This is a genomic window from Pseudomonas sp. B20(2017), from assembly GCF_002113125.1.
Lineage (GTDB): Bacteria > Pseudomonadota > Gammaproteobacteria > Pseudomonadales > Pseudomonadaceae > Aquipseudomonas.
The window spans coordinates 13,230-33,441 of sequence record NZ_NEJP01000022.1 but is presented as its reverse complement, the minus strand read 5'-3'; the positions used below and the strand labels follow the sequence as shown (position 1 = coordinate 33,441).

At 60.0% G+C, this 20,212-nt stretch carries 17 protein-coding genes and 1 pseudogene; all 18 read right to left on the bottom strand.

The genetic code is table 11. The annotated features are described in order from the left end of the window. Window positions 1-11 precede the first annotated feature (11 nt). Complete coding sequence (locus CAF63_RS25640) at window positions 12-890, bottom strand: alpha/beta fold hydrolase (protein WP_085690012.1); 879 nt, start codon at window positions 888-890, stop codon at window positions 12-14. Between the two features lie 451 nt (window positions 891-1,341). Next, window positions 1,342-1,611: pseudogene (locus CAF63_RS25635) on the bottom strand (ATP-binding protein); the annotation flags it as partial. Window positions 1,612-1,793: 182 nt separating this feature from the next. Further along, window positions 1,794-1,979, bottom strand: coding sequence for a hypothetical protein (locus tag CAF63_RS25630; protein WP_085690010.1), 186 nt, complete (start codon window positions 1,977-1,979; stop codon window positions 1,794-1,796). Window positions 1,980-2,173: 194 nt separating this feature from the next. Next, the gene (gene nuoN, locus CAF63_RS25625) at window positions 2,174-3,637 is read right to left on the bottom strand and encodes an NADH-quinone oxidoreductase subunit NuoN (protein ID WP_011334964.1); all 1,464 of its coding nucleotides are present in this window, start codon (window positions 3,635-3,637) and stop codon (window positions 2,174-2,176) included. Window positions 3,638-3,644: 7 nt separating this feature from the next. After that, a complete protein-coding gene (gene nuoM, locus CAF63_RS25620) occupies window positions 3,645-5,177 on the bottom strand; it encodes an NADH-quinone oxidoreductase subunit M (protein WP_085690008.1) in 1,533 nt (510 codons plus the stop codon). A 39-nt stretch (window positions 5,178-5,216) separates the two neighbouring features. Beyond that, complete coding sequence (gene nuoL / locus CAF63_RS25615; RefSeq protein WP_085690006.1) at window positions 5,217-7,070, bottom strand: NADH-quinone oxidoreductase subunit L; 1,854 nt, start codon at window positions 7,068-7,070, stop codon at window positions 5,217-5,219. Continuing rightward, window positions 7,067-7,375 carry an NADH-quinone oxidoreductase subunit NuoK gene (gene nuoK / locus CAF63_RS25610; protein WP_003180046.1) on the bottom strand — a complete coding sequence of 103 codons (309 nt, stop codon included), beginning with the start codon at window positions 7,373-7,375 and terminating at the stop codon, window positions 7,067-7,069. Before nuoK ends, nuoL begins: the two co-directional genes overlap by 4 nt. A 3-nt stretch (window positions 7,376-7,378) precedes the next feature. Then, window positions 7,379-7,879, bottom strand: a complete 501-nt coding sequence (gene nuoJ / locus CAF63_RS25605) for an NADH-quinone oxidoreductase subunit J (protein WP_085690004.1) — start codon at window positions 7,877-7,879, stop codon at window positions 7,379-7,381. A 9-nt stretch (window positions 7,880-7,888) separates the two neighbouring features. After that, on the bottom strand, window positions 7,889-8,437 hold the full coding sequence (nuoI, locus tag CAF63_RS25600) for an NADH-quinone oxidoreductase subunit NuoI (protein ID WP_085690002.1): 549 nt from the start codon (window positions 8,435-8,437) through the stop codon (window positions 7,889-7,891). Window positions 8,438-8,448: 11 nt separating this feature from the next. Beyond that, window positions 8,449-9,456, bottom strand: a complete 1,008-nt coding sequence (gene nuoH, locus CAF63_RS25595) for an NADH-quinone oxidoreductase subunit NuoH (protein ID WP_007951460.1) — start codon at window positions 9,454-9,456, stop codon at window positions 8,449-8,451. After that, the gene (nuoG, locus tag CAF63_RS25590) at window positions 9,453-12,167 is read right to left on the bottom strand and encodes an NADH-quinone oxidoreductase subunit NuoG (RefSeq protein WP_085690000.1); all 2,715 of its coding nucleotides are present in this window, start codon (window positions 12,165-12,167) and stop codon (window positions 9,453-9,455) included. Before nuoG ends, nuoH begins: the two co-directional genes overlap by 4 nt. A gap of 135 nt (window positions 12,168-12,302) precedes the next feature. Then, window positions 12,303-13,658: an NADH-quinone oxidoreductase subunit NuoF gene (gene nuoF / locus CAF63_RS25585; protein WP_064597744.1), complete on the bottom strand. Its 1,356-nt coding sequence runs from the start codon at window positions 13,656-13,658 to the stop codon at window positions 12,303-12,305. Continuing rightward, window positions 13,655-14,152, bottom strand: a complete 498-nt coding sequence (nuoE, locus tag CAF63_RS25580) for an NADH-quinone oxidoreductase subunit NuoE (RefSeq protein WP_003223804.1) — start codon at window positions 14,150-14,152, stop codon at window positions 13,655-13,657. Before nuoE ends, nuoF begins: the two co-directional genes overlap by 4 nt. A 2-nt stretch (window positions 14,153-14,154) precedes the next feature. After that, complete coding sequence (gene nuoC / locus CAF63_RS25575) at window positions 14,155-15,939, bottom strand: NADH-quinone oxidoreductase subunit C/D (RefSeq protein ID WP_085689998.1); 1,785 nt, start codon at window positions 15,937-15,939, stop codon at window positions 14,155-14,157. A gap of 69 nt (window positions 15,940-16,008) precedes the next feature. Continuing rightward, window positions 16,009-16,683, bottom strand: a complete 675-nt coding sequence (locus CAF63_RS25570) for an NADH-quinone oxidoreductase subunit B family protein (RefSeq protein ID WP_007951456.1) — start codon at window positions 16,681-16,683, stop codon at window positions 16,009-16,011. Between the two features lie 10 nt (window positions 16,684-16,693). Beyond that, window positions 16,694-17,107 carry an NADH-quinone oxidoreductase subunit A gene (locus CAF63_RS25565; RefSeq protein WP_003223812.1) on the bottom strand — a complete coding sequence of 138 codons (414 nt, stop codon included), beginning with the start codon at window positions 17,105-17,107 and terminating at the stop codon, window positions 16,694-16,696. A 545-nt stretch (window positions 17,108-17,652) separates the two neighbouring features. Further along, the gene (aceA, locus tag CAF63_RS25560) at window positions 17,653-18,978 is read right to left on the bottom strand and encodes an isocitrate lyase (RefSeq protein ID WP_039767419.1); all 1,326 of its coding nucleotides are present in this window, start codon (window positions 18,976-18,978) and stop codon (window positions 17,653-17,655) included. Between the two features lie 476 nt (window positions 18,979-19,454). Then, a complete protein-coding gene (locus CAF63_RS25555; RefSeq protein ID WP_085689996.1) occupies window positions 19,455-20,207 on the bottom strand; it encodes a secretin N-terminal domain-containing protein in 753 nt (250 codons plus the stop codon). Window positions 20,208-20,212: the final 5 nt, after the last annotated feature.

Here is a 20,212-nt window from a genome sequence, read left to right as displayed (position 1 = left end):
TGCCGTTTTTTTTAGCCCTCGATTTCACGTTTCACCGCCCGGCGCACCGCTTTGAGGAGGGCGTTTTCAAAGGCGTTGTGCCCGGCGTGCAACAGACGGCAGTGGATGTTCATGCGTTGTCTGAGCCAGCGCACGCTGGCCATGCCATGGGTGTCGCGGATGCCCTGGATCAGCAGGGTGTTGTCGTCGAGAGTCAGGTCTTCATCCTTTGGCGAGAAGCAGTAGTTCTGCAGGTGATAATGCAGTTCGAGGCGGATCGCGAGTACCGCTTCCTGATCGACGAAACGCTCCAGAGTGTCGGGGCAAATCGTCTGCCCTGTGCGACGTAGAACAGCGTTCAACCATTCGATGGCGGCGCGGTGTTGTTGCGATGGACAGCCTTCGCCGAGGATCCGGTAGATGTCCTTCGCGCGATGGCCGGGCGATGATTTTGGCGATTGCGTCAGCCCGTCATTGAGCGCCTGATCGTAAGCCTGGACATTGGCGGCAAACGGCACGAATAGCGAAACCAGTGTGGTTTTCAGCAAGTGCTGCGGATATCGCTGCTGGTACTGGATCGCCAGCCAGCTGCCCCATGACACGCCCAGCACGCTGATTTTTTCGAATCCGAAATGCTGGCGCAGGGCATGGATGTCTTCGACACACAGCCCGGTAGTGTTGTCCCGCAGTTCGCCGTAAGGCGTCGAGCGCCCGCAGCCCCGTTGGTCGAACAGGATGATGTCGAACCGACCCGGTTCGAAGAACTGCAAATGGTGGCGGCTGATACGTCCGCCGGGCCCGCCATGGAGGAAAAACACCGGTTCGTGTCCCGGAACACCATGCCGTTCCCAGTAGAGTTGATGGCCGTCGCCGGTCGGGTAATAACCTCGGCTGTGCAGGGAAAAGGTCATGCCGGTTGCGCAGTCTGGAGACTTTGAGGTGCAGGACGCGCAGTCTTGATGTCGCTGACGTAGCTCATTAGGTGTTCCCCCTGACGGTTCTGTGGGTGAGCGAGTTCAAGCACGAACCGAATCTAGGCCTGCGGCAATAACGGGGTCAAAAATGTGCGGATGTTTCCGCGCGCGGAATTTTCGTGTGTCGAAACACGTACTGATAAAAGGTGAATTGACGCGTCAGGGTCAGTGGATTGGCTTGATTTAAAAGGGGAAGAGGCACATGGCAACGGGCGATGAAATGATAGGGCGTTACTTTCGGCAGCGTTTTTTTTCCTGGTTCTGTCCGATGTTTCAGCGCAAGGTCGATGCAAATTCTCACTGAAAGGTCGGGGCAGATTTAAGGCGCGCTTGTGCGATGATTTTTCCGATGGAGCTTGAGAAAACAACGCACAAAGTAGCGGAGGCCTTAAGGTTTTTTTGGCGTCATCACGGGAAACACCAGACTGAACACTTTTATTGCGCCCGGACGGCTTTGAACCTTCGCAGAGCCCTGATGCAGGGTCATGATCGAGTGCACGATGGCCAGCCCCGGACCGGTGCTGCCCTGTGACCGCGTGCGGCTGCTGTCGACCCGGTAAAAACGGTCGAACAGATACGGCAGGTGCTGCGCCTCGATACCCACGCCGAGATTGCTAACCCGCAATGACACCTCGTTCGGCGCCTGTTCGATGAACAGGCGAAACAGTGGATGCCGTTGTTACGCTGGCGGGAGAGGCCCGCCGGCATGGTCGTCGGGTGACATCGTTGCAGGGGGCGGATAACGCGGAGGTGATTGGGGAATTACAATTTTGTGAGGTTAGTGCGGGCAAAACTCACACAGGGTTGGTCTGATCGTTCCATGTATGCAAATGTGCGTTTCTATCTTTCGAAGGTATCCAGCACGTCCTCTGGTAGAGAGGTGTCGAAGTCATTGGGAGGTATGAGTTTGTCCTTCATGGCGCCGATCCGTTGGGCACGCGTTTTTTTCAAGGTGACTTTGCCTTTGCGTTTTTCGGCTAGTGCCTCGAGGCCGTCCATCAACTCTGAAAAAATATCTCGCTTCATGTTTCCTGGATCTCCACTTGATGGGTGACTTTCGAATTTAACGGCATAGGCCAACTGTGTGATGTCAGCCGTTGCTCATCGTTTTGAAGGCAAATTCCTTAAAAAGGGGAGGGCGTTGAAAATGAAAATCCCACAAAAACAGAAACGGCACCCGAAGGTGCCGTTTCTGTTTGTAGCCAACTATCGCTGAGCGATCAGCCCGCCAGACCCGATTGCTGAACCAGGGTCAGCAGCGGTTGTGGGTAGACGCCGAGGAAGAACGCAACCACAGCGATCGCCAGCAGCATCACGCCGCCTGCTTTCTGTTCCCAGTGCAGTTGGGCGTCGTGGCGGCGCAGGTTTGGTTCGATCAGGTACAGGGTGACCATCACGCGCAGGTAGTAGAACACGCCGATGGCGCTGCCCAGTACCAGGGAACCTACCAGCCACCATTGGTGCGACTCGACACCGGTAGCGATGATGTAGAACTTGCCGATGAAGCCGGCGGTCAGCGGGATACCGGCCAGGGACAGCATCATCACGGTCAGTACGGCGGTCAGGTACGGACGGCGCCAGAACAGGCCGCGGTACTCGTACAGCGCATCTGCGTCGCGGCCGTTGTATGGCGAGGACATCAGGGTGATCACGCCGAAGGCGCCGAGGCTGGTGATCACGTAGGTGACCAGGTACACGCCGATGGCTTCGACCGCCAGACCCTTGCTCGCCACCAGCGCGATCAGCAGGTAGCCGAAGTGCGCGATGGACGAGTAACCGAGCAGACGCTTGAGGTTGCTCTGGGTCAGGGCCAGCAGGTTACCGAACAGGATCGAGGCGATGGCGATGATGGTCAGCACGTTGCTCAGTACGCCACTGCTTGCGGCAGGGGAGATCTGGAACAGACGAACCATGACCGCGAACACAGCCACTTTCGACGCGGTGGCGAGGAACGCGGCCACTGGTGCCGGAGCGCCTTCGTACACGTCCGGCGTCCACAGGTGGAACGGTACCAGCGACAGCTTGAACGCCAGACCGATCAGCATCATGCCCAGGCCCAGTTGCGCCAGCGAGCTTGGCAGGCCGGTTGCAGCCAGTGCCTGACCGATACCGACGAAGCTCAGCGAACCCGAGTCGGCGTACAGCAGCGCCATACCGAACAGCAGGAACGCGGAACCGGCGGCCGACAGCACCATGTACTTGATGCCGGCTTCCAGCGAACGCTTGTTGAAGAAGGCGTAGGCCACCAGACCGTAGACCGGCACCGACAGCAGTTCCAGACCGATGAACAACCCGGCCAGGTGCTGCGCGCTGACCAGAACCAGGCCACCGGCGGCGGCCATCAGGATCAGCAGGTACAGTTCTTCACGGTTGCCCGGGTAACCCGAACCGCCATCGCCGAGGTAGGCGTGGGCGAGGGTGACGCAGGCGAGGGTGGCGACCAGGATCAGCGCCATGTACAGGCAGGCAAAGGTGTCGATCTGCAGCAATGGGGTCACGGCCAGAGGCGCGACTTTCAGGGCCGGCAGGATCGACAGCAAGGCCAGGTTCAGACCCGCCACCGAAATCAGGAAGGTCTGCGAGTGGTTGCGGCGCCAGGCGATTGCCAGCATCACCACGATAATGGTGAGGCTGGTGATCAACAGTGGCGCTAGCGCAATAAAGTGTTGAATCGTGAATTCCATAGCGCTCTTACCGGGCCGAAGCGAGTTGAGTGAAGGCGATGCCGAGCCACTGCTGCACGCCATGCATCGTGGCGGCAGAAGTGTCGAGGAACGGTTGCGGGTAGACGCCGAGGTAAATCAGCAGTACCGCAAGGCCCAGCACCATGATCAGTTCGCGACCGTCCATGCCGTGCAGGATCGAATCCGATTTGGACGGACCGAAGTAAGCGCGGTGGATCATGATCAGCGAGTAGACCGAACCGAACACCAGACCGGAGGTGGCAATCGCGGTGATCCATGGAGCACTGGCGAACGTACCGATCAGGATCAGGAACTCGCCGACGAAGTTACCGGTGCCCGGCAGACCCAGAGAGGCGGCTGCGAAGAACAGGCTGATCGCCGGCAGGTAAGCGATGCGCGACCACAGACCGCCCATCTCACGCATGTCACGAGTGTGCAGACGCTCGTACAGCTGACCGCTGAGGATAAACAGTGCTGCTGCCGACAGACCGTGCGCCAGCATTTGGATCACGGCACCTTGCAGCGCCAGTTGGCTGCCGGAGTAGATGCCGATCAGTACGAAGCCCATGTGGGAAACGGACGAGAAGGCGATCAGACGCTTGATGTCGGTTTGTGCGAAAGCGAGGAACGCACCGTAGAAGATCCCGATCAGACCGAGGGTCATGGCGATCGGCGCGAACTCGGCCGAGGCGTTCGGGAACAGCGGCAGGGCGAAACGCAGCAGACCGTAGGCCGCGGTTTTCAGCAAGATACCGGCGAGGTCGACGGAACCGGCGGTCGGCGCCTGGGCGTGAGCGTCAGGCAGCCAGGAGTGGAACGGAACCACTGGCAGCTTGACCGCGAAGGCGATGAAGAAGCCGAGCATCAGAATGTACTCGGTGGTCATCGACATCTTGGTCTTCAACAGGTCGGCGTAGTTGAAGGTGATCACGCCGGTGCTGTTGTAGTTGACCAGTACCAGACCCAGGATCGCCACCAGCATGATCAGGCCGGAAGCCTGAGTGAAGATGAAAAACTTGGTCGCAGCGTAGATCCGGGTTTTCTTGCCGTCCGAAGAACTGTGACCCCAGAGCGCGATGAGGAAGTACATCGGCACCAGCATCATTTCCCAGAAGAAGAAGAACATGAACAGGTCGAGGGCGAGGAATACGCCGACAACGCCGCCCAGGATCCACATCAGGTTCAGGTGGAAGAAGCCAACGTGACGTTGGATCTCTTTCCACGAGCAGAGTACCGACAGGATACCCAGCAGACCGGTCAGCAGGATCATCAGCAGCGACAGGCCGTCGAGGGCCAGGTGCACGTTGATGCCGAAACGCTGGATCCAGACGTGCTTGAACTCAAGCGCCCAGGTCGGGTCGGCGCCAGGTTTCGGCGCAAAGGAGTAATCGCCGTGGGCCCACAGCCAGAGGCCGAGGGCAAGCAGCAGGGACATGGTGATCAGCGCAATCCAGCGGGGGAGGGTAGCGCCGAAGCGCTCACCCATCCAGCACAGCAGGCCGCCGATGAAGGGGATCAGGATTAGCCAAGGCAGAATCATGACGGGCTCGTTTCCTTTCGCAAATTCGCAAGGTTCATATCAGACCGCTACCAGCACGACAGCGCCGATGACCAACACGGCACCAGCAGCCATCGAAGCAGCGTACCAACGCAGTTGACCGGTTTCGGTACGGCTCAGGGCGGTGTGACCACCCTTGGCCATGCGCGGGATCAGACCGATGGTCTGGTCGAGCGGGTCTTTGCGCAGCATGTGGCTGATCGCAAGGTACGGCTTCACGAACAGTTTGTCGTAGATCCAGTCGAAGCCCCAGGCAGCGAACCACCAGGCCGAAAGGAGACGGCCGATGCCGCTGTTGGCGATCGCGGTCACAAAGCGACGCTTGCCGAGGAACAGCAGGGCCGCCAGCAGGATACCGGCCAGGGCGATGGCGCCCGAGGCGATTTCCAGGCTGTGCTTGGCTTCGCCACCGGCATGGCCAACGCTCTCAGGCAGTACGCCGTGCAGCGGTGGAACGATCATGGCGCCGACGAAGGTCGACAGCACGATCAGCACCGACAGCGGCAGCCAGTGAGCGATGCCGTGACCGGCGTGAGCTTCGGTCTTGGCTTCACCGTGGAACGCGATGAAGATCAGGCGGAAGGTGTACAGCGACGTCATGAATGCGCCGACCAGACCTGCGTAAAGTAGACCGTGGTTGCCGCTGGCGAACGCTTCCCAGAGGATTTCGTCCTTGGAGTAGAAACCTGCGGTCACCAGCGGCAGGGCGGCCAGAGCGGCACCACCGACGATGAAGCTGGCGTAGGCCAGCGGCAGTTTCTTCCACAGGCCGCCCATCTTGAAGATGTTCTGCTCGTGGTGGCAGGCAACGATCACCGCACCGGAGGCAAGGAACAGCAGGGCCTTGAAGAAGGCGTGGGTCATCAGGTGGAAGATCGCGCCTTCCCAGGCGCCAACGCCCAGCGCCAGGAACATGTAGCCGATCTGGCTCATGGTCGAGTAGGCGAGGATACGTTTGATGTCGGTTTGCACCAGCGCGGCGAAACCGGCCAGTACCAGGGTCACACCGCCGACGATGCCGACCAGGTGCAGGATGTCCGGCGCCAGGGCGAACAGACCATGGGTACGGGCGATCAGGTAGACACCCGCAGTCACCATGGTTGCAGCGTGGATCAGTGCCGAAACCGGGGTAGGACCGGCCATCGCGTCCGCAAGCCAGGTTTGCAGCGGCAGTTGAGCCGATTTACCGACCGCACCACCCAGCAGCATCAGGGTCGCCAGCACGATCCAGAAATCGCCGACCTTGAAGTGCTCAGGCGCCTTCACCAGCAGTTCCTGGACGTTCAGCGTGCCCAGTTGCTGGAACAGAATGAACAGGCCGATCGCCATGAACACGTCGCCGATACGGGTGACGATGAAGGCTTTCAGTGCGGCGTTACCGTTGTTGCGGTTGCTGTAGTAGAAACCGATCAACAGGTACGAGCACAGGCCCACGCCTTCCCAACCGAAGTAGATGAACAGCAGGTTGTCGCCAAGGACCAGGAACAACATGCTGGCGATGAACAGGTTGGTGTAGGCGAAGAAGCGCGAGTAACCGGCTTCACCGCGCATGTACCAGGAGGCGAACAGGTGGATCAGGAAACCCACGCCGACCACCACACCGAGCATGGTCACGGACAGACCATCCAGGTACAGGGCGAAGTTCGGCTGGAAGCCTTCCACCGAGATCCATTTCCACAGTACGTGGACGTACACGCCACCTTCCGGTGGAGCGACGTTGAATTGCCAGATCACGTAGGCCGCGACGATGGCAGACAGGCCGATGGAACCGACACCGATCAGCGCCGACAGATTTTCCGAGAAGCGGCCGCGCGAGAACGACAGCAACAGGAACCCGATCAGAGGGAATACGAAAGTCAGAAAGAGTAGGTTCATCCGCGCATCTCACTGGCAGCGTCGATATCGAGCGTGTGGAAGCGGCGATACAGTTGCAGCAGGATCGCCAGGCCAATACTGGCTTCGGCGGCTGCAAGGCTGATCACCAGGATGAACATGATCTGTCCATCCGGTTGCGCCCAGCGGGCGCCCGCAACGATGAAGGCCAGTGCAGAGGCGTTCATCATCACTTCCAGACTCATCAACACGAACAAAATGTTGCGGCGGACCATCAGGCCGACCAGACCAAGGCAGAACAGGATGCCGGCAACGGCCAATCCATGCTCGAGAGGGATAGCAGGCATGTCTTACTCCTTCGCCTCGTTACGGCCCAAATGGAACGCCGTGACGGCTGCAGCGAGCAGCAGCATCGAGGCGAGTTCGACCACCAGCAGGTACGGACCGAACAGGCTGATGCCCACGGCTTTCGCGTCCACGGTGGTTTGACCGATGGCCTGACCGCTCTGGTGAGCGAACAGCACATACAGCAGTTCGGCCAGCAGCAGGGCGGCGAGAATCACCGGTCCTGCCCAGATGCCGGGCTTGAGCCAGGTGCGTTCCTGCTGAACCGAGGCCGGGCCCAGGTTCAGCATCATCACCACGAACACGAACAGCACCATGATGGCGCCGGCGTAGGCGATCACTTCCAGCACGCCGGCGAACGGTGCGCCGAGGGCGAAGAAGGTCATGGCCACGGAGATCAGCGAAATGATCAGGTAGAGCAGGGCGTGCACAGGATTGGTGTTGGTGACCACACGCAGTGTGGACACAACAGCGATACCCGATGCGAAATAGAAAGCGAATTCCATCGTTCTTCCTTAAGGCAGCAAGCTCTTCACGTTGATCGGCTCGGCTTCGTTTTGTGCGGCGCCTTTCGGCTTGCCCGCAACGGCCATACCTGCAACACGATAGAAGTTGTAATCAGGGTTTTTGCCGGGGCCGGAGATCAGTAGATCTTCCTTCTCGTACACCAGGTCCTGACGTTTGAACTCGGCCATCTCGAAATCCGGGGTCAGCTGGATCGCGGTGGTCGGGCAGGCTTCCTCGCAGAGACCGCAGAAAATGCAGCGCGAGAAGTTGATACGGAAGAAGTCCGGGTACCAGCGACCGTCTTCGGTTTCAGCTTTCTGCAGCGAGATGCAACCCACCGGGCAGGCCACGGCGCACAGGTTGCAGGCTACGCAGCGTTCTTCGCCATCGGGGTCGCGGGTCAGGACGATGCGGCCACGGTAGCGTGGCGGCAGGTAGACCGGCTCTTCCGGGTATTGCAGGGTGTCGCGCTTGCGAAAGCCATGGCCGAAGATCATGACCAGGCTGCGCAACTGGGTACCGGTACCCTTAACGATGTCGCCAATATATTTGAACATGGGTCAAATCCTCACTGAACCGCAACCGCAGGCGTGTTCCACAACACGATTGCAGCGGTCACCAGCAAATTGATCAGGGTCAGTGGCAGGCAGAATTTCCAGCTGAAATCCATCACCTGGTCATAACGCGGACGCGGGATGGAAGCGCGCAGCAGGATGAACAGCATGATGAAGAACGCGGTCTTCAGTGCGAACCAGACGAAGGACAGTTGCGGCAGGATGCCGAACGGACCGTGCCAGCCACCGAAGAACAGAGTGACCAGCAGCGCCGAGATCAGGATGATGCCGATGTATTCACCGACGAAGAACATGCCCCATTTCATACCGGCGTATTCAATGTGGTAACCGTCGGCCAGTTCCTGTTCCGCTTCCGGCTGGTCGAACGGGTGACGGTGAGTCACGGCCACGCCAGCGATGAAGAAGGTACAGAAGCCGAAGAACTGCGGAATGATGAACCACAGGTTCTGCGCCTGGTATTCGACGATGTCGCGCATGTTGAACGAGCCGACCTGCACCACGATGCCCATCAGGGCCAGGCCCATGAACACTTCGTAGGACACGGTCTGCGCCGAGGCACGCAAGCTGCCGAGCAGGGCGAACTTGTTGTTGCTCGACCAGCCGGCGAACAGCACCGCGTAGACCGAAAGACCGGCCATGGCGAAGAAGAACAGCAGGCCGATGTTCAGATCCGCCACGCCCCAGGTCGGGGTGATCGGGATGATCGCGAACGCGATCAGCAGGGCGGACATGGCCACCACCGGCGCCAGGGTGAAGATCACCTTGTCGGCAAACGGCGGGGTCCAGTCTTCCTTGAAGAACATCTTCAGCATGTCGGCTGCGATCTGGAACATGCCGAACGGGCCGACACGGTTCGGACCGTAACGGTCCTGCCACCAGCCCAGCAGGCGACGCTCGACAAAGCTGAGCAACGCGCCTGCGACCACCACGGCCAGCAGGATCACGATGGCTTTGATGACCGTCAGGATCACATCGATCACTTCAGGGGTGAACCAGGTCATTGCGCTGCCTCCTGCAGACCATCAACGGATACGCCGGCGAATGCCGGTGGAATGCCGGCGATGCCCGCAGGCAATGCCACCAGACCTGCGCCCAGCTCTTCATTGATGCGCAGCGGCAGACGCAGGGTCTGGCCGGCAACATTGAGGCTCAGCAGTGCGCCGTCGTTGACGCCCAGGCGATCCGCTTCGGACTTGGCCAGAGCAACGTAGGCCGCCGGAATGCGTTCCTGAACCGGAGCGGCCTTCGAAGAGGTTTCTTCGCTGCCGAACAGGTGGAAGAACGGCACGGCTTGCCAGGTGCCTGGCGCCGGATTGAACGCACGTGGCGCAGCAGCAAACCAGTTCAGCGAATCACCAGTGCTTTCGATCAGGCGGGTGCCCGGATCGCCAGCGCGCAGGTGACCACCGACTTCGTCCTGGAACTTGTTCCAGGCTTGCGGCGAGTTCCAGCCCGGCGACCATGCAAAAGGAACCTGCTGACGCGGTTCGGCGGAGCCCGAGTAACCTTCCATCGAGAAGGCGAACGCGGTGTCCTTGTCTTGCGGGGTGCGTGGTTCGTGAACGCTGATGTCGGCGCGCATCGCGGTGCGACCGGAGTAACGCAGCGGCTCACGGGCCAGTTTCAGACCCTTGATGCGGAACGAGGCGGACGGCGCAGCGTCGACGATACGGGCCAGCTGCGTGGTGCTCGAAGCGACGGCAGCGGTCACGTGGTCGAGTTGCGTCCAGTCGATCGGCTGGTTCAGCAGGGTGGCGCGCAGGGCGTGCAGCCAGCGCCAGCCTTCGTGTACCAGGATGCTTGCGTCCATGTATTGCGGGTCGAAAACCTGGAAGAAGCGCTGGGCGCGACCTTCCTGGCTGACCAGCGTACCGTCGCCTTCAGCGAAGCTGGCGGCTGGCAGAACCAGATGCGCGCGATCACTGGTGGCGGTCTTCTGATGGTCGGCAACGATCACTACTTTCGCAGCGTTCAGTGCCGCATCGACCTTGGCCTTGGCGGTGCGGGTGTACAGATCGTTTTCCAGCACGACGATGGCGTCGGCCTTGCCGTCGATGACCGCTTGCAGGGCAGCATCAACCGATTCGCCACCGAGCATGGCCAGACCGAGGCTGTTGGCTTCCGGCACGATCAGGCTGATCGAGCCGTTCTTCTCGCGCAGCTTCAGGGCCTTGGCGATGTTCGCCGCAGCTTCGATCAGGGCTTTGGAACCCAGCGAAGTACCGGCGATGATCAGCGGACGCTTGGCCGCGAGCAGGGCATCGGCGATGCGCTTGGCCAGTTCCAGGGCTTCGGCGTCCAGACCTTCAACGGCAGGCGCGCTGGCGTCCAGGGCGTGAGCCACGGCGAAACCGAGGCGGGCCAGATCGTCCGGAGCGGCGTGTACACACTCTTCGGCGATGTCGTCGAGTTTGGTTTCAGCCAGGCTGGCGATGAACAGCGGGTTCAGCTCGTGCTGACCGATGTTCTTCACCGCAGCGTCGAGCCAAGGCTGGACGCGCATGGCTTCGGCCATGTCTTCGGCCTTGCCTTTGACCGACTGACGCAGGGCCAGGGCCATGCGGGCGGCGGTCTGGGTCAGGTCTTCACCGAGGACGAACACGGCGTCGTGGTCTTCGATGTCGCGCATGTTCGGCACTGGCAGCGGGCTGTCTTTCAGCACTTGCAGGACCAGACGGATGCGTTCCAGCTCGGAGGCTTCGATACCGGAGTAGAAGTGCTCGGCGCCCACCAGTTCACGCAACGCGTAGTTGCTTTCGAGGCTGGCACGCGGCGAACCGATACCGACGATGTTGCGACCGCGCAGCAGGTCGGCGGCTTTGTCCAGCGCAGCATCCAGCCCAAGCTTGGTGCCGTCGGCCAGCATTGGCTGACGTGGACGGTCGGTGCGGTTGACGTAGCCATAACCGAAACGGCCACGGTCGCACAGGAAGTACTGGTTCACCGAACCGTTGTAACGGTTTTCGATGCGACGCAGTTCGCCGTAACGCTCGCCCGGGGAGATGTTGCAACCGCTCGAGCAGCCATGGCAGATGCTCGGCGAGAACTGCATGTCCCATTTACGGTTGTAGCGCTCGGAGTGAGTCTTGTCGGTGAACACACCGGTCGGGCAGACCTCGGTGAGGTTGCCGGAGAACTCGCTTTCCAGCGTGCCGTCTTCAACGCGACCGAAGTACACGTTGTCGTGGGCGCCGTACACGCCGAGGTCGGTGCCGCCGGCGTAGTCCTTGTAGAAACGCACGCAGCGGTAGCAGGCGATGCAACGGTTCATTTCGTGGGAAATGAACGGGCCCAGATCCTGGTTCTGGTGGGTGCGCTTGGTGAAGCGATAACGGCGCTCGTTGTGGCCGGTCATCACCGTCATGTCTTGCAGGTGGCAGTGACCGCCTTCCTCGCACACAGGGCAGTCGTGCGGGTGGTTGGTCATCAGCCATTCAACGACACTGGCGCGGAACGCCTTGGATTCTTCATCGTCGATGGAGATCCAGGTGTTGTCGGTGGCAGGGGTCATGCAGGACATGACGATGCGACCACGGGTGTCGTTCTCGTCGGTGTACTGCTTGACCGCGCACTGGCGGCAGGCCCCGACGCTTCCAAGCGCGGGGTGCCAGCAGAAATAAGGGATGTCGAGGCCCAGCGACAGACATGCCTGTAACAGGTTGTCTGCCCCGTCGACTTCGAGCGCTTTGCCGTCTACGTGGATAGTGGCCATGGTTCAAAGGTCTTCGTTGGCCCGGTGTCAGCGGGCGTGGCTAATGGAATCTTGTTATCCGTCCGAATCCAGTCAGCCCCGAAAGGCGTCATCGGACGAAAGGCGAAGGGCACGGACCCTTCGCCTTTTAAGCGTTTACGCGCCGACGGTGATCGGCTTCGCCAGAGGCGGGACGGCGGCGCTTGCAGGCGCGATACCGGCTTCGAACTCTGGACGGAAGTATTTGATGGCACTGCCCAACGGCTCCACGGCACCCGGTGCGTGAGCACAGAAGGTCTTGCCCGGGCCGAGGAAGTTGACCAGACCCAGCAGGGTCTCGATGTCGCCTGGCTGGCCGCGGCCTTGTTCGATGGCCATCAGCAGCTTGACGCTCCATGGCAAACCATCACGGCAAGGGGTGCAGAAACCGCAGGATTCGCGAGCGAAGAACTGCTCCATGTTGCGCAGCAGGGACACCATGTTGACGCTGTCGTCCACCGCCATGGCCAGGCCGGTACCCATACGGGTGCCCACTTTGGCGATGCCGCCGGCGTACATTTGTGCGTCGAGGTGTTCCGGCAACAGGAAACCGGTGCCGGCGCCGCCTGGCTGCCAGGCCTTGAGCTTGTAACCGTCGCGCATGCCGCCGGCGTAGTCTTCGAACAGCTCGCGACCGGTCACGCCGAATGGCAGTTCCCACAGGCCCGGATTCTTGACCTTGCCGGAGAAGCCCATGAGCTTGGTGCCCATGTCTTCACTGCCGTCGCGGGCCAACGATTTGTACCAGTCCACGCCATCGGCAATGATCGCCGGCACGTTGCACAGGGTTTCAACGTTGTTCACGCAGGTCGGCTTGCCCCAGACGCCAACGGCGGCAGGGAAGGGCGGCTTGGAGCGCGGGTTGGCGCGGCGGCCTTCGAGGGAGTTGATCAGTGCGGTTTCTTCACCGCAGATGTAACGCCCGGCGCCGGTGTGGACGAACAGCTCGAAATCGAAGCCGCTGCCCAGAATGTTCTTGCCCAGCAGGCCGGCTGCCTTGGCTTCTTCCACGGCACGGTTCAGGTGCTTGGCGGCGGTGGTGTACTCGCCACGCAGGAAGATGTAGCCACGGTAGGTTTTCAGCGCGCGGGCACTGATCAGCATGCCTTCGATCAGCAGATGGGGCAGTTGCTCCATCAGCATGCGGTCTTTCCAGGTGTTCGGCTCCATTTCATCCGCGTTGCACAGCAGGTAGCGGATGTTGATGGATTCGTCCTTTGGCATCAGGCCCCACTTCACGCCAGTGGGGAAGCCTGCACCGCCGCGACCTTTGAGGCCGGCGTCTTTCACGGTCTGGACGATGGCGTCCTGATCCATGTCGGCGAAGGCCTTGCGTGCAGCGGCGTAACCGTTCTTGGCCTGGTACTCGTCGAGCCACACGGCTTCGCCGTCGTCACGCAGGCGCCAGGTCAGCGGGTGAGTCTCGGCCGAACGCTGAATGCGGTTGGCCGGGCCGAAAGAAGTCAGGGTCATACGTAGCCCTCGAGCAGTTTGGCGACGCCGGCAGGCTGGACATCGCCAAAGGTGTCGTCATCGATCATCAGCGCCGGTGCCTTGTCGCAGTTGCCGAGGCAGCAGACCGGCAGCAGAGTGAAGCGACCGTCGGCAGTGGTCTGACCCAGGCCGATACCCAGGTTGTTCTGGATTTCGCTGACCACCGACTCGTGGCCACCGATGTAGCAGACCATGCTGTCGCAGACGCGAATGATGTGACGGCCGACCGGCTGACGGAAGATCTGGCTGTAGAACGTGGCCACGCCTTCAACGTCGCTGGCCGGGATGCCGAGGATCTCGCCGATCGCGTACAAAGCGCCGTCCGGCACCCAGCCGCGTTCCTTCTGGACGATCTTCAAGGCTTCGATCGACGCCGCGCGCGGATCTTCGTAGTGATGCAGCTCGTGCTCGATGGCCGAGCGCTCGGTTTCACTCAGGGTGAAACGGTCTGTCTGGATAAGCGTGCTGTTCATGCTTAGCGGTCCACGTCGGCCATAACGAAGTCGATACTACCCAGGTACGCAATCAGGTCCGCGACCATGCTGCCTTTGATCACCGAAGGGATCTGCTGCAGGTGGGCGAAGCTCGGAGTACGGATCCGGGTACGGTAGCTCATGGTGCCGCCGTCGCTCGTCAGGTAATAACTGTTGATGCCCTTGGTCGCTTCGATCATCTGGAAGGATTCGTTGGCCGGCATGACCGGGCCCCACGAAACCTGCAGGAAGTGCGTGATCAAGGTTTCGATGTGCTGCAGCGTGCGCTCTTTCGGCGGCGGCGTGGTCAGCGGGTGATCCGCCTTGTACGGGCCTTCCGGCATGTTGCGCAGGCACTGGTCGATGATCCTGACGCTCTGGCGCATCTCTTCGACGCGAACCATGCAGCGGTCGTAGGCATCACCGTTGGCGGCCAGCGGCACTTCGAACTCGAAGTTCTCGTAGCCGGAGTAAGGACGCGCCTTGCGCAGGTCGAAATCGCAACCGGTGGAACGCAGGCCGGCACCGGTGACGCCCCATTCCAGGGCCTCTTTGGTGTTGTACTGGGCAACGCCGATGGTGCGCCCCTTGAGGATGCTGTTCTGCAGGGCGGCCTTGGTGTATTCGTCGAGGCGCTTAGGCAGCCATTCAACGAAGTCTTTCACCAGTTTGTCCCAGCCGCGCGGCAGGTCGTGGGCGACGCCACCGATGCGGTACCAGGCCGGGTGCAGACGGAAACCGGTGATGGCTTCAATCACCGTGTAGGCCTTCTGACGGTCGGTGAAGGTGAAGAACACCGGCGTCATGGCGCCGACGTCCTGGATGTAGGTACCCAGGAACAGCAGGTGGCTGGTGATCCGGAAGAACTCGGCCATCATGATGCGGATGACGTCGACCTTCTCCGGCACCTTGATGCCGGCCAGCTTCTCGACCGAGAGCACGTACGGCAGGTTGTTCATCACGCCGCCGAGGTAGTCGATACGGTCGGTGTACGGAATGAAGCTGTGCCAGGACTGACGCTCGGCCATCTTCTCGGCGCCACGGTGGTGGTAACCGATGTCCGGAACGCAGTCGACGATCTCTTCGCCGTCCAGTTGCAGAATGATGCGGAATGCACCGTGAGCCGAGGGGTGGTTCGGACCCAGGTTGAGGAACATGTAGTCCTCGTTCGGGCCGGAACGTTTCATGCCCCAGTCTTCAGGACGGAAGCGCGCGGCTTCTTCCTCAAGCTGTTGCTTGGCCAGGTTCAGGCTGAACGGGTCGAATTCGGTGGCGCGCGCCGGGAAGTCCTTGCGCAGCGGGTGACCTTCCCAGGTCGGCGGCATCATGATGCGCGACAGGTGCGGGTGACCTTTGAAGTCGATGCCGTACATGTCCCAGACTTCACGCTCGTACCAGTTGGCGTTCGGCCAGATGCTGGTGACGGTCGGCAAGCTGAGGTCGCTCTCGGACAAGGCGACCTTGATCATCACGTCACTATTACGTTCCAGCGACATGAGGTGATAGAACACGGTGAAATCGGAACCGCTCGGCAGCCCTTGACGCTTGGTGCGCAGACGCTCGTCCACGCCGTGCAGGTCATAAAGCATGACGTACGGCTTGGGCAGGTTGCGCAGGAAGGTCAGGACTTCGACGAGCTTGGCGCGGGCCACCCACAGCACCGGCATGCCGGTGCGGGTCGGCTGAGCGGTGAACGCTTCGGCGCCAAAACGGTTGTTCAGTTCGACGACCACATCCTGGTCGTCTGCCTTATAAGGCGGGATGTACAGAGCACTGCCTGTAGTCATGGTTATTTTTTCGCTTTCGGTCAACGTAAAGAATGAAGCCAGCTTCTCGTTTCTTTGAAACAGACTGGATCAGACTTCGTCAGGGCTGCGCAGGTTGGTGACTGCGATTCGCTGTTCGCGGCGCTGTTCCTTCTGCGAAGGCATGTCGGCGCGATAAACGCCTTGATCGCCAACGACCCAGGAAAGTGGGCGACGCTCCTGGCCAATGGATTCCTGCAACAGCATCAAGCCTTGCAGAAAAGCTTCTGGACGGGGCGGGCAGCCAGGTACGTAGACGTCAACGGGCAGGAACTTGTCCACCCCCTGAACCACGGAGTAGATGTCGTACATGCCGCCGGAGTTGGCGCACGAACCCATCGAGATCACCCACTTGGGTTCGAGCATCTGCTCGTACAGGCGCTGAATGATCGGCGCCATCTTGATGAAGCAGGTCCCGGCGATAACCATGAAGTCGGCCTGACGCGGTGATGCCCGGATAACTTCGGCGCCGAAGCGCGCGATGTCGTGGGGCGCCGTGAAGGCGGTGGTCATTTCCACGTAGCAGCAAGAAAGACCGAAGTTGTACGGCCACAGGGAGTTCTTACGTCCCCAGTTGACCGCGCCACTCAGCACGTCTTCCAGCTTGCCCATGAAAATGTTTTTGTGGACTTGATCTTCTAACGGATCGGAAACGGTTTCCCGCTGGCCGATCGGATACTGCTCGTTAGGAGCATCGGGGTCGATTCTGGTGAGATTGTATTGCATTGCCAAAGCCTCATTGTTTCAGCTTCGCCTGCCGCTTGCGACGAGCTTCCGGAGCCCAGTCAAGGGCGCCCACTCGGAACAGGTAGACAAGACCTGCCAACAGAATTGCTATGAAAACGAGAGCTTCGACGAATCCGGTCCAGCCGCTTTCGCGGACGGACACAGACCATGCAAAGAGAAAGAGGGCTTCGATATCGAAGATCACGAACAGCATCGCGACCAGATAGAATTTGGCTGAGAGCCGCAAGCGGGCGCCACCGGTAGGTAGCATGCCGGACTCGAACGGTTCGTTTTTGCTGCGGCCCCAGGCTTTTGACCCGAGGAGGCTGGAGACGCCGAGCATGAAGGCACACAGGCCGACTACACCCAGAAGGAAAATGGCAAAGCCCCAGTTGTGGGCCATGAGTCCTGTCGCTTCGGGCATGCTGGAAATCCTTAACAGAGAGCAAAGGTCTCTGAGCTTGATAAAGAAATAAGGCAGTGACGATATGTCGCAGCAATCAATCGCGCTGATTTTATGGCTAAACACCCGGCAAGTAAAATTCCTATAGCGAAATTATTTATTGGAATAAGGACATAGCGCACCTCGAAGGGCCCGCAGCCCATGCGTTGCGGGCATTAGCCGGAATTTCAAGAATTATGTTTTGTGGGAAATGTAACGAACATAGTTGTCGCTAAATGATAATTGATATCGTTTGCGGAGGTTTCGTAACTGTTTAACGGGTCAGTAGTTGGGAAGTTGTCTTATATGCGCGTTACTGCAAGTAGCGGCGGCGCCCGTTTTAGCCGATTTTTGCGATGCGGATACCGCTCTGGATCAATGTTTTGCCTGACAGGTTTGTCAATTCCTGAGGTGCCCGGAAAACCGCAGGCAAAAAAACGCCCCGAACCAGTCGGGGCGTCAGTTTTTCGGCGATGCGGTTAGCTTTCTATACGGTCCGCAAAGGCCGTTCGCTCAGGCGAAGTCGATCAGTGGAACTGTTCTTCTTCGGTCGAACCGGTCAGCGCGGTCACCGAAGACGTGCCGCCCTGGATCACGGTGGTCATGTCGTCGAAGTAGCCGGTGCCCACTTCCTGCTGGTGAGCCACGAAGGTGTAACCCTTGGCGGCGTCAGCGAATTCCTGCTCTTGCAGCTTCACGTAGGCAGTCATGTCGTTGCGGGCGTAGTCGTGCGCCAGATTGAACATGCTGTGCCACATGTTGTGAATGCCGGCCAGGGTGATGAACTGGTGCTTGTAACCCATGGCGGACAGTTCGCGCTGGAACTTGGCGATGGTCGCGTCGTCCAGGTTTTTCTTCCAGTTGAAGGAAGGCGAGCAGTTGTACGACAGGATCTGGTCCGGGTATTCCTTTTTGATCGCTTCGGCGAAGCGACGGGCTTCTTCCAGGTCTGGCTTGGCGGTTTCGCACCAGATCAGGTCGGCGTACGGTGCGTAGGCCAGGCCACGGGCGATTGCCTGGTCCAGACCGGCACGTACCTTGTAGAAACCTTCCTGGGTACGGGTGCCAGTCACGAACGGCTGGTCGTACGGGTCGCAGTCGGAAGTCAGCAGGTCGGCAGCGTTGGCGTCGGTACGGGCCAGGATGATGGTCGGTACACCGGCCACGTCGGCAGCCAGACGAGCAGCGGTCAGCTTCTGTACGGCTTCCTGGGTTGGAACCAGAACCTTGCCGCCCATGTGGCCGCATTTCTTCACGGAAGCCAGCTGGTCTTCGAAGTGAACGCCGGCGGCGCCTGCTTCGATCATGCTCTTCATCAACTCGTAGGCGTTCAGTACGCCGCCGAAACCGGCTTCAGCGTCAGCCACGATTGGCGCGAAGTAGTCGATGTAGCCTTCGTCGCCCGGGTTCTTGCCGGCTTTCCACTGGATCTGGTCGGCACGACGGAACGAGTTGTTGATGCGCTTGACCACGGTTGGAACCGAGTCCACCGGGTACAGCGACTGGTCCGGGTACATCGATTCGGCGGAGTTGTTGTCCGCCGCGACTTGCCAGCCCGACAGGTAGATCGCCTGGATACCGGCCTTAACCTGCTGCACAGCCTGACCGCCGGTCAAGGCGCCCATGCAGTTGACGAAATCTTTCTCTGGGCGGAAGGACGGCTTGGCACCCTGGGTGACCAGGTTCCACAGCTTCTCGGCGCCCATTTTTGCAAAGGTGTGCTCTGGTTGAACCGAGCCACGCAGACGGACGACGTCAGCAGCGGAGTAATTGCGAGTCACGCCTTTCCAGCGCGGGTTTTCAGCCCAGTCTTTTTCAAGGGCTGCAATTTGCTGTTCGCGTGTCAGTGCCATGGAGATAAACCTCGTCGCGTCTTTATGAAAAGTTGTTCTGCGGTGGAAAATTCCTTGCGCTCGCTGACCAGAAGCTTAGGTGGTCAGGTCGGGTTCGGCGGGGCAGGCGACGGGATGAACGATGGGCTCGAGGGGAGGTGAGCAGGTAAAGGCGAACTGGCGGGCGCATTCGGGCGTCGTGGGCCTTTATACGAACTACAGTGTAAAGCCGGGTTACCTAATTACGCTTCCGTCCCTCGGGACAACTTCGTTCCAGTCGGCAACCTCGTCAAACACACCTTGTGGGCGGTACAGACACGAAACGGCTCGCGGGGATGGTTGCGAGCATCGCTTCGAAGGCCCTTGCCAGGGCCTCTGATTAGCGGGAGCGAGGCCATCATGCCTTCGCTTTTTTGGCTCGTCAAACGTTTTGTAGTGCTTTTTTTCAAGCACTACATCTTTCGTCTAATACGACTAATCAGTCAGTTTTTGGTGCTTTAGTCCAATGTGTCGACTTTGACCCGCAAGGTCATGTCATCCCGGCCTTGAGTCGAGTAGCTGCGGGCCAGGCCCTGTTTGTCGGCCTGGGTCTGGCGATTCACGCCGGCGAGGGTGATCCATTCGCCCAGGCGTCCGGTGACAGTTGTGTCGGTGCTTTGCACGTTCACTACATCGGGACGTTCCTGGCTCATGCGGTCACGGTTGGTACTGATTGCCAGATGAACGGTCTCGCCAGTGACGCTGGCGGTGACGTAGAAACCCTGTGTCACATTGCGATACTGGGTCTGGCTGTTGTAGTTGCCGAATGAGTCACTCTGACTGCTGGTGATCGGCACGCTCTGGCCAACTTGAATCAGTGCTGGCATGCCTTCGCTGGCTTGCACTTGCTGGACGCCGCCGTCACGGCTGGCAGTGCTGCGACTGATGATGCGGGTTTGCGCGCCATTGACCGAATAGCCTTCATCGCCACGACCGTTGTTTTCGTTGGTGTCGACCGTGATCAGCAGGCGCTTGGGCGCGGTGTCGAGTTGCGAGAGCAAGTCCTTGAGTTCTTGAATCTTGCCGGGCTCGGCCTTGACGATCAGCTGGTTGCCATAGGCGCTGACCTGGCCGTCCTTGCCGATGAAGTCCTGTGCCACCGGCAGCATGTCGGCGCTGGTGTGGTACTTGAGGGGCACGATTTCTGTGGCTGCCATCACCGAAAAACTGCAGCCGAGCAGCAGGGTGGTGAGCAGGGTGCGTAGGGACATGTCCG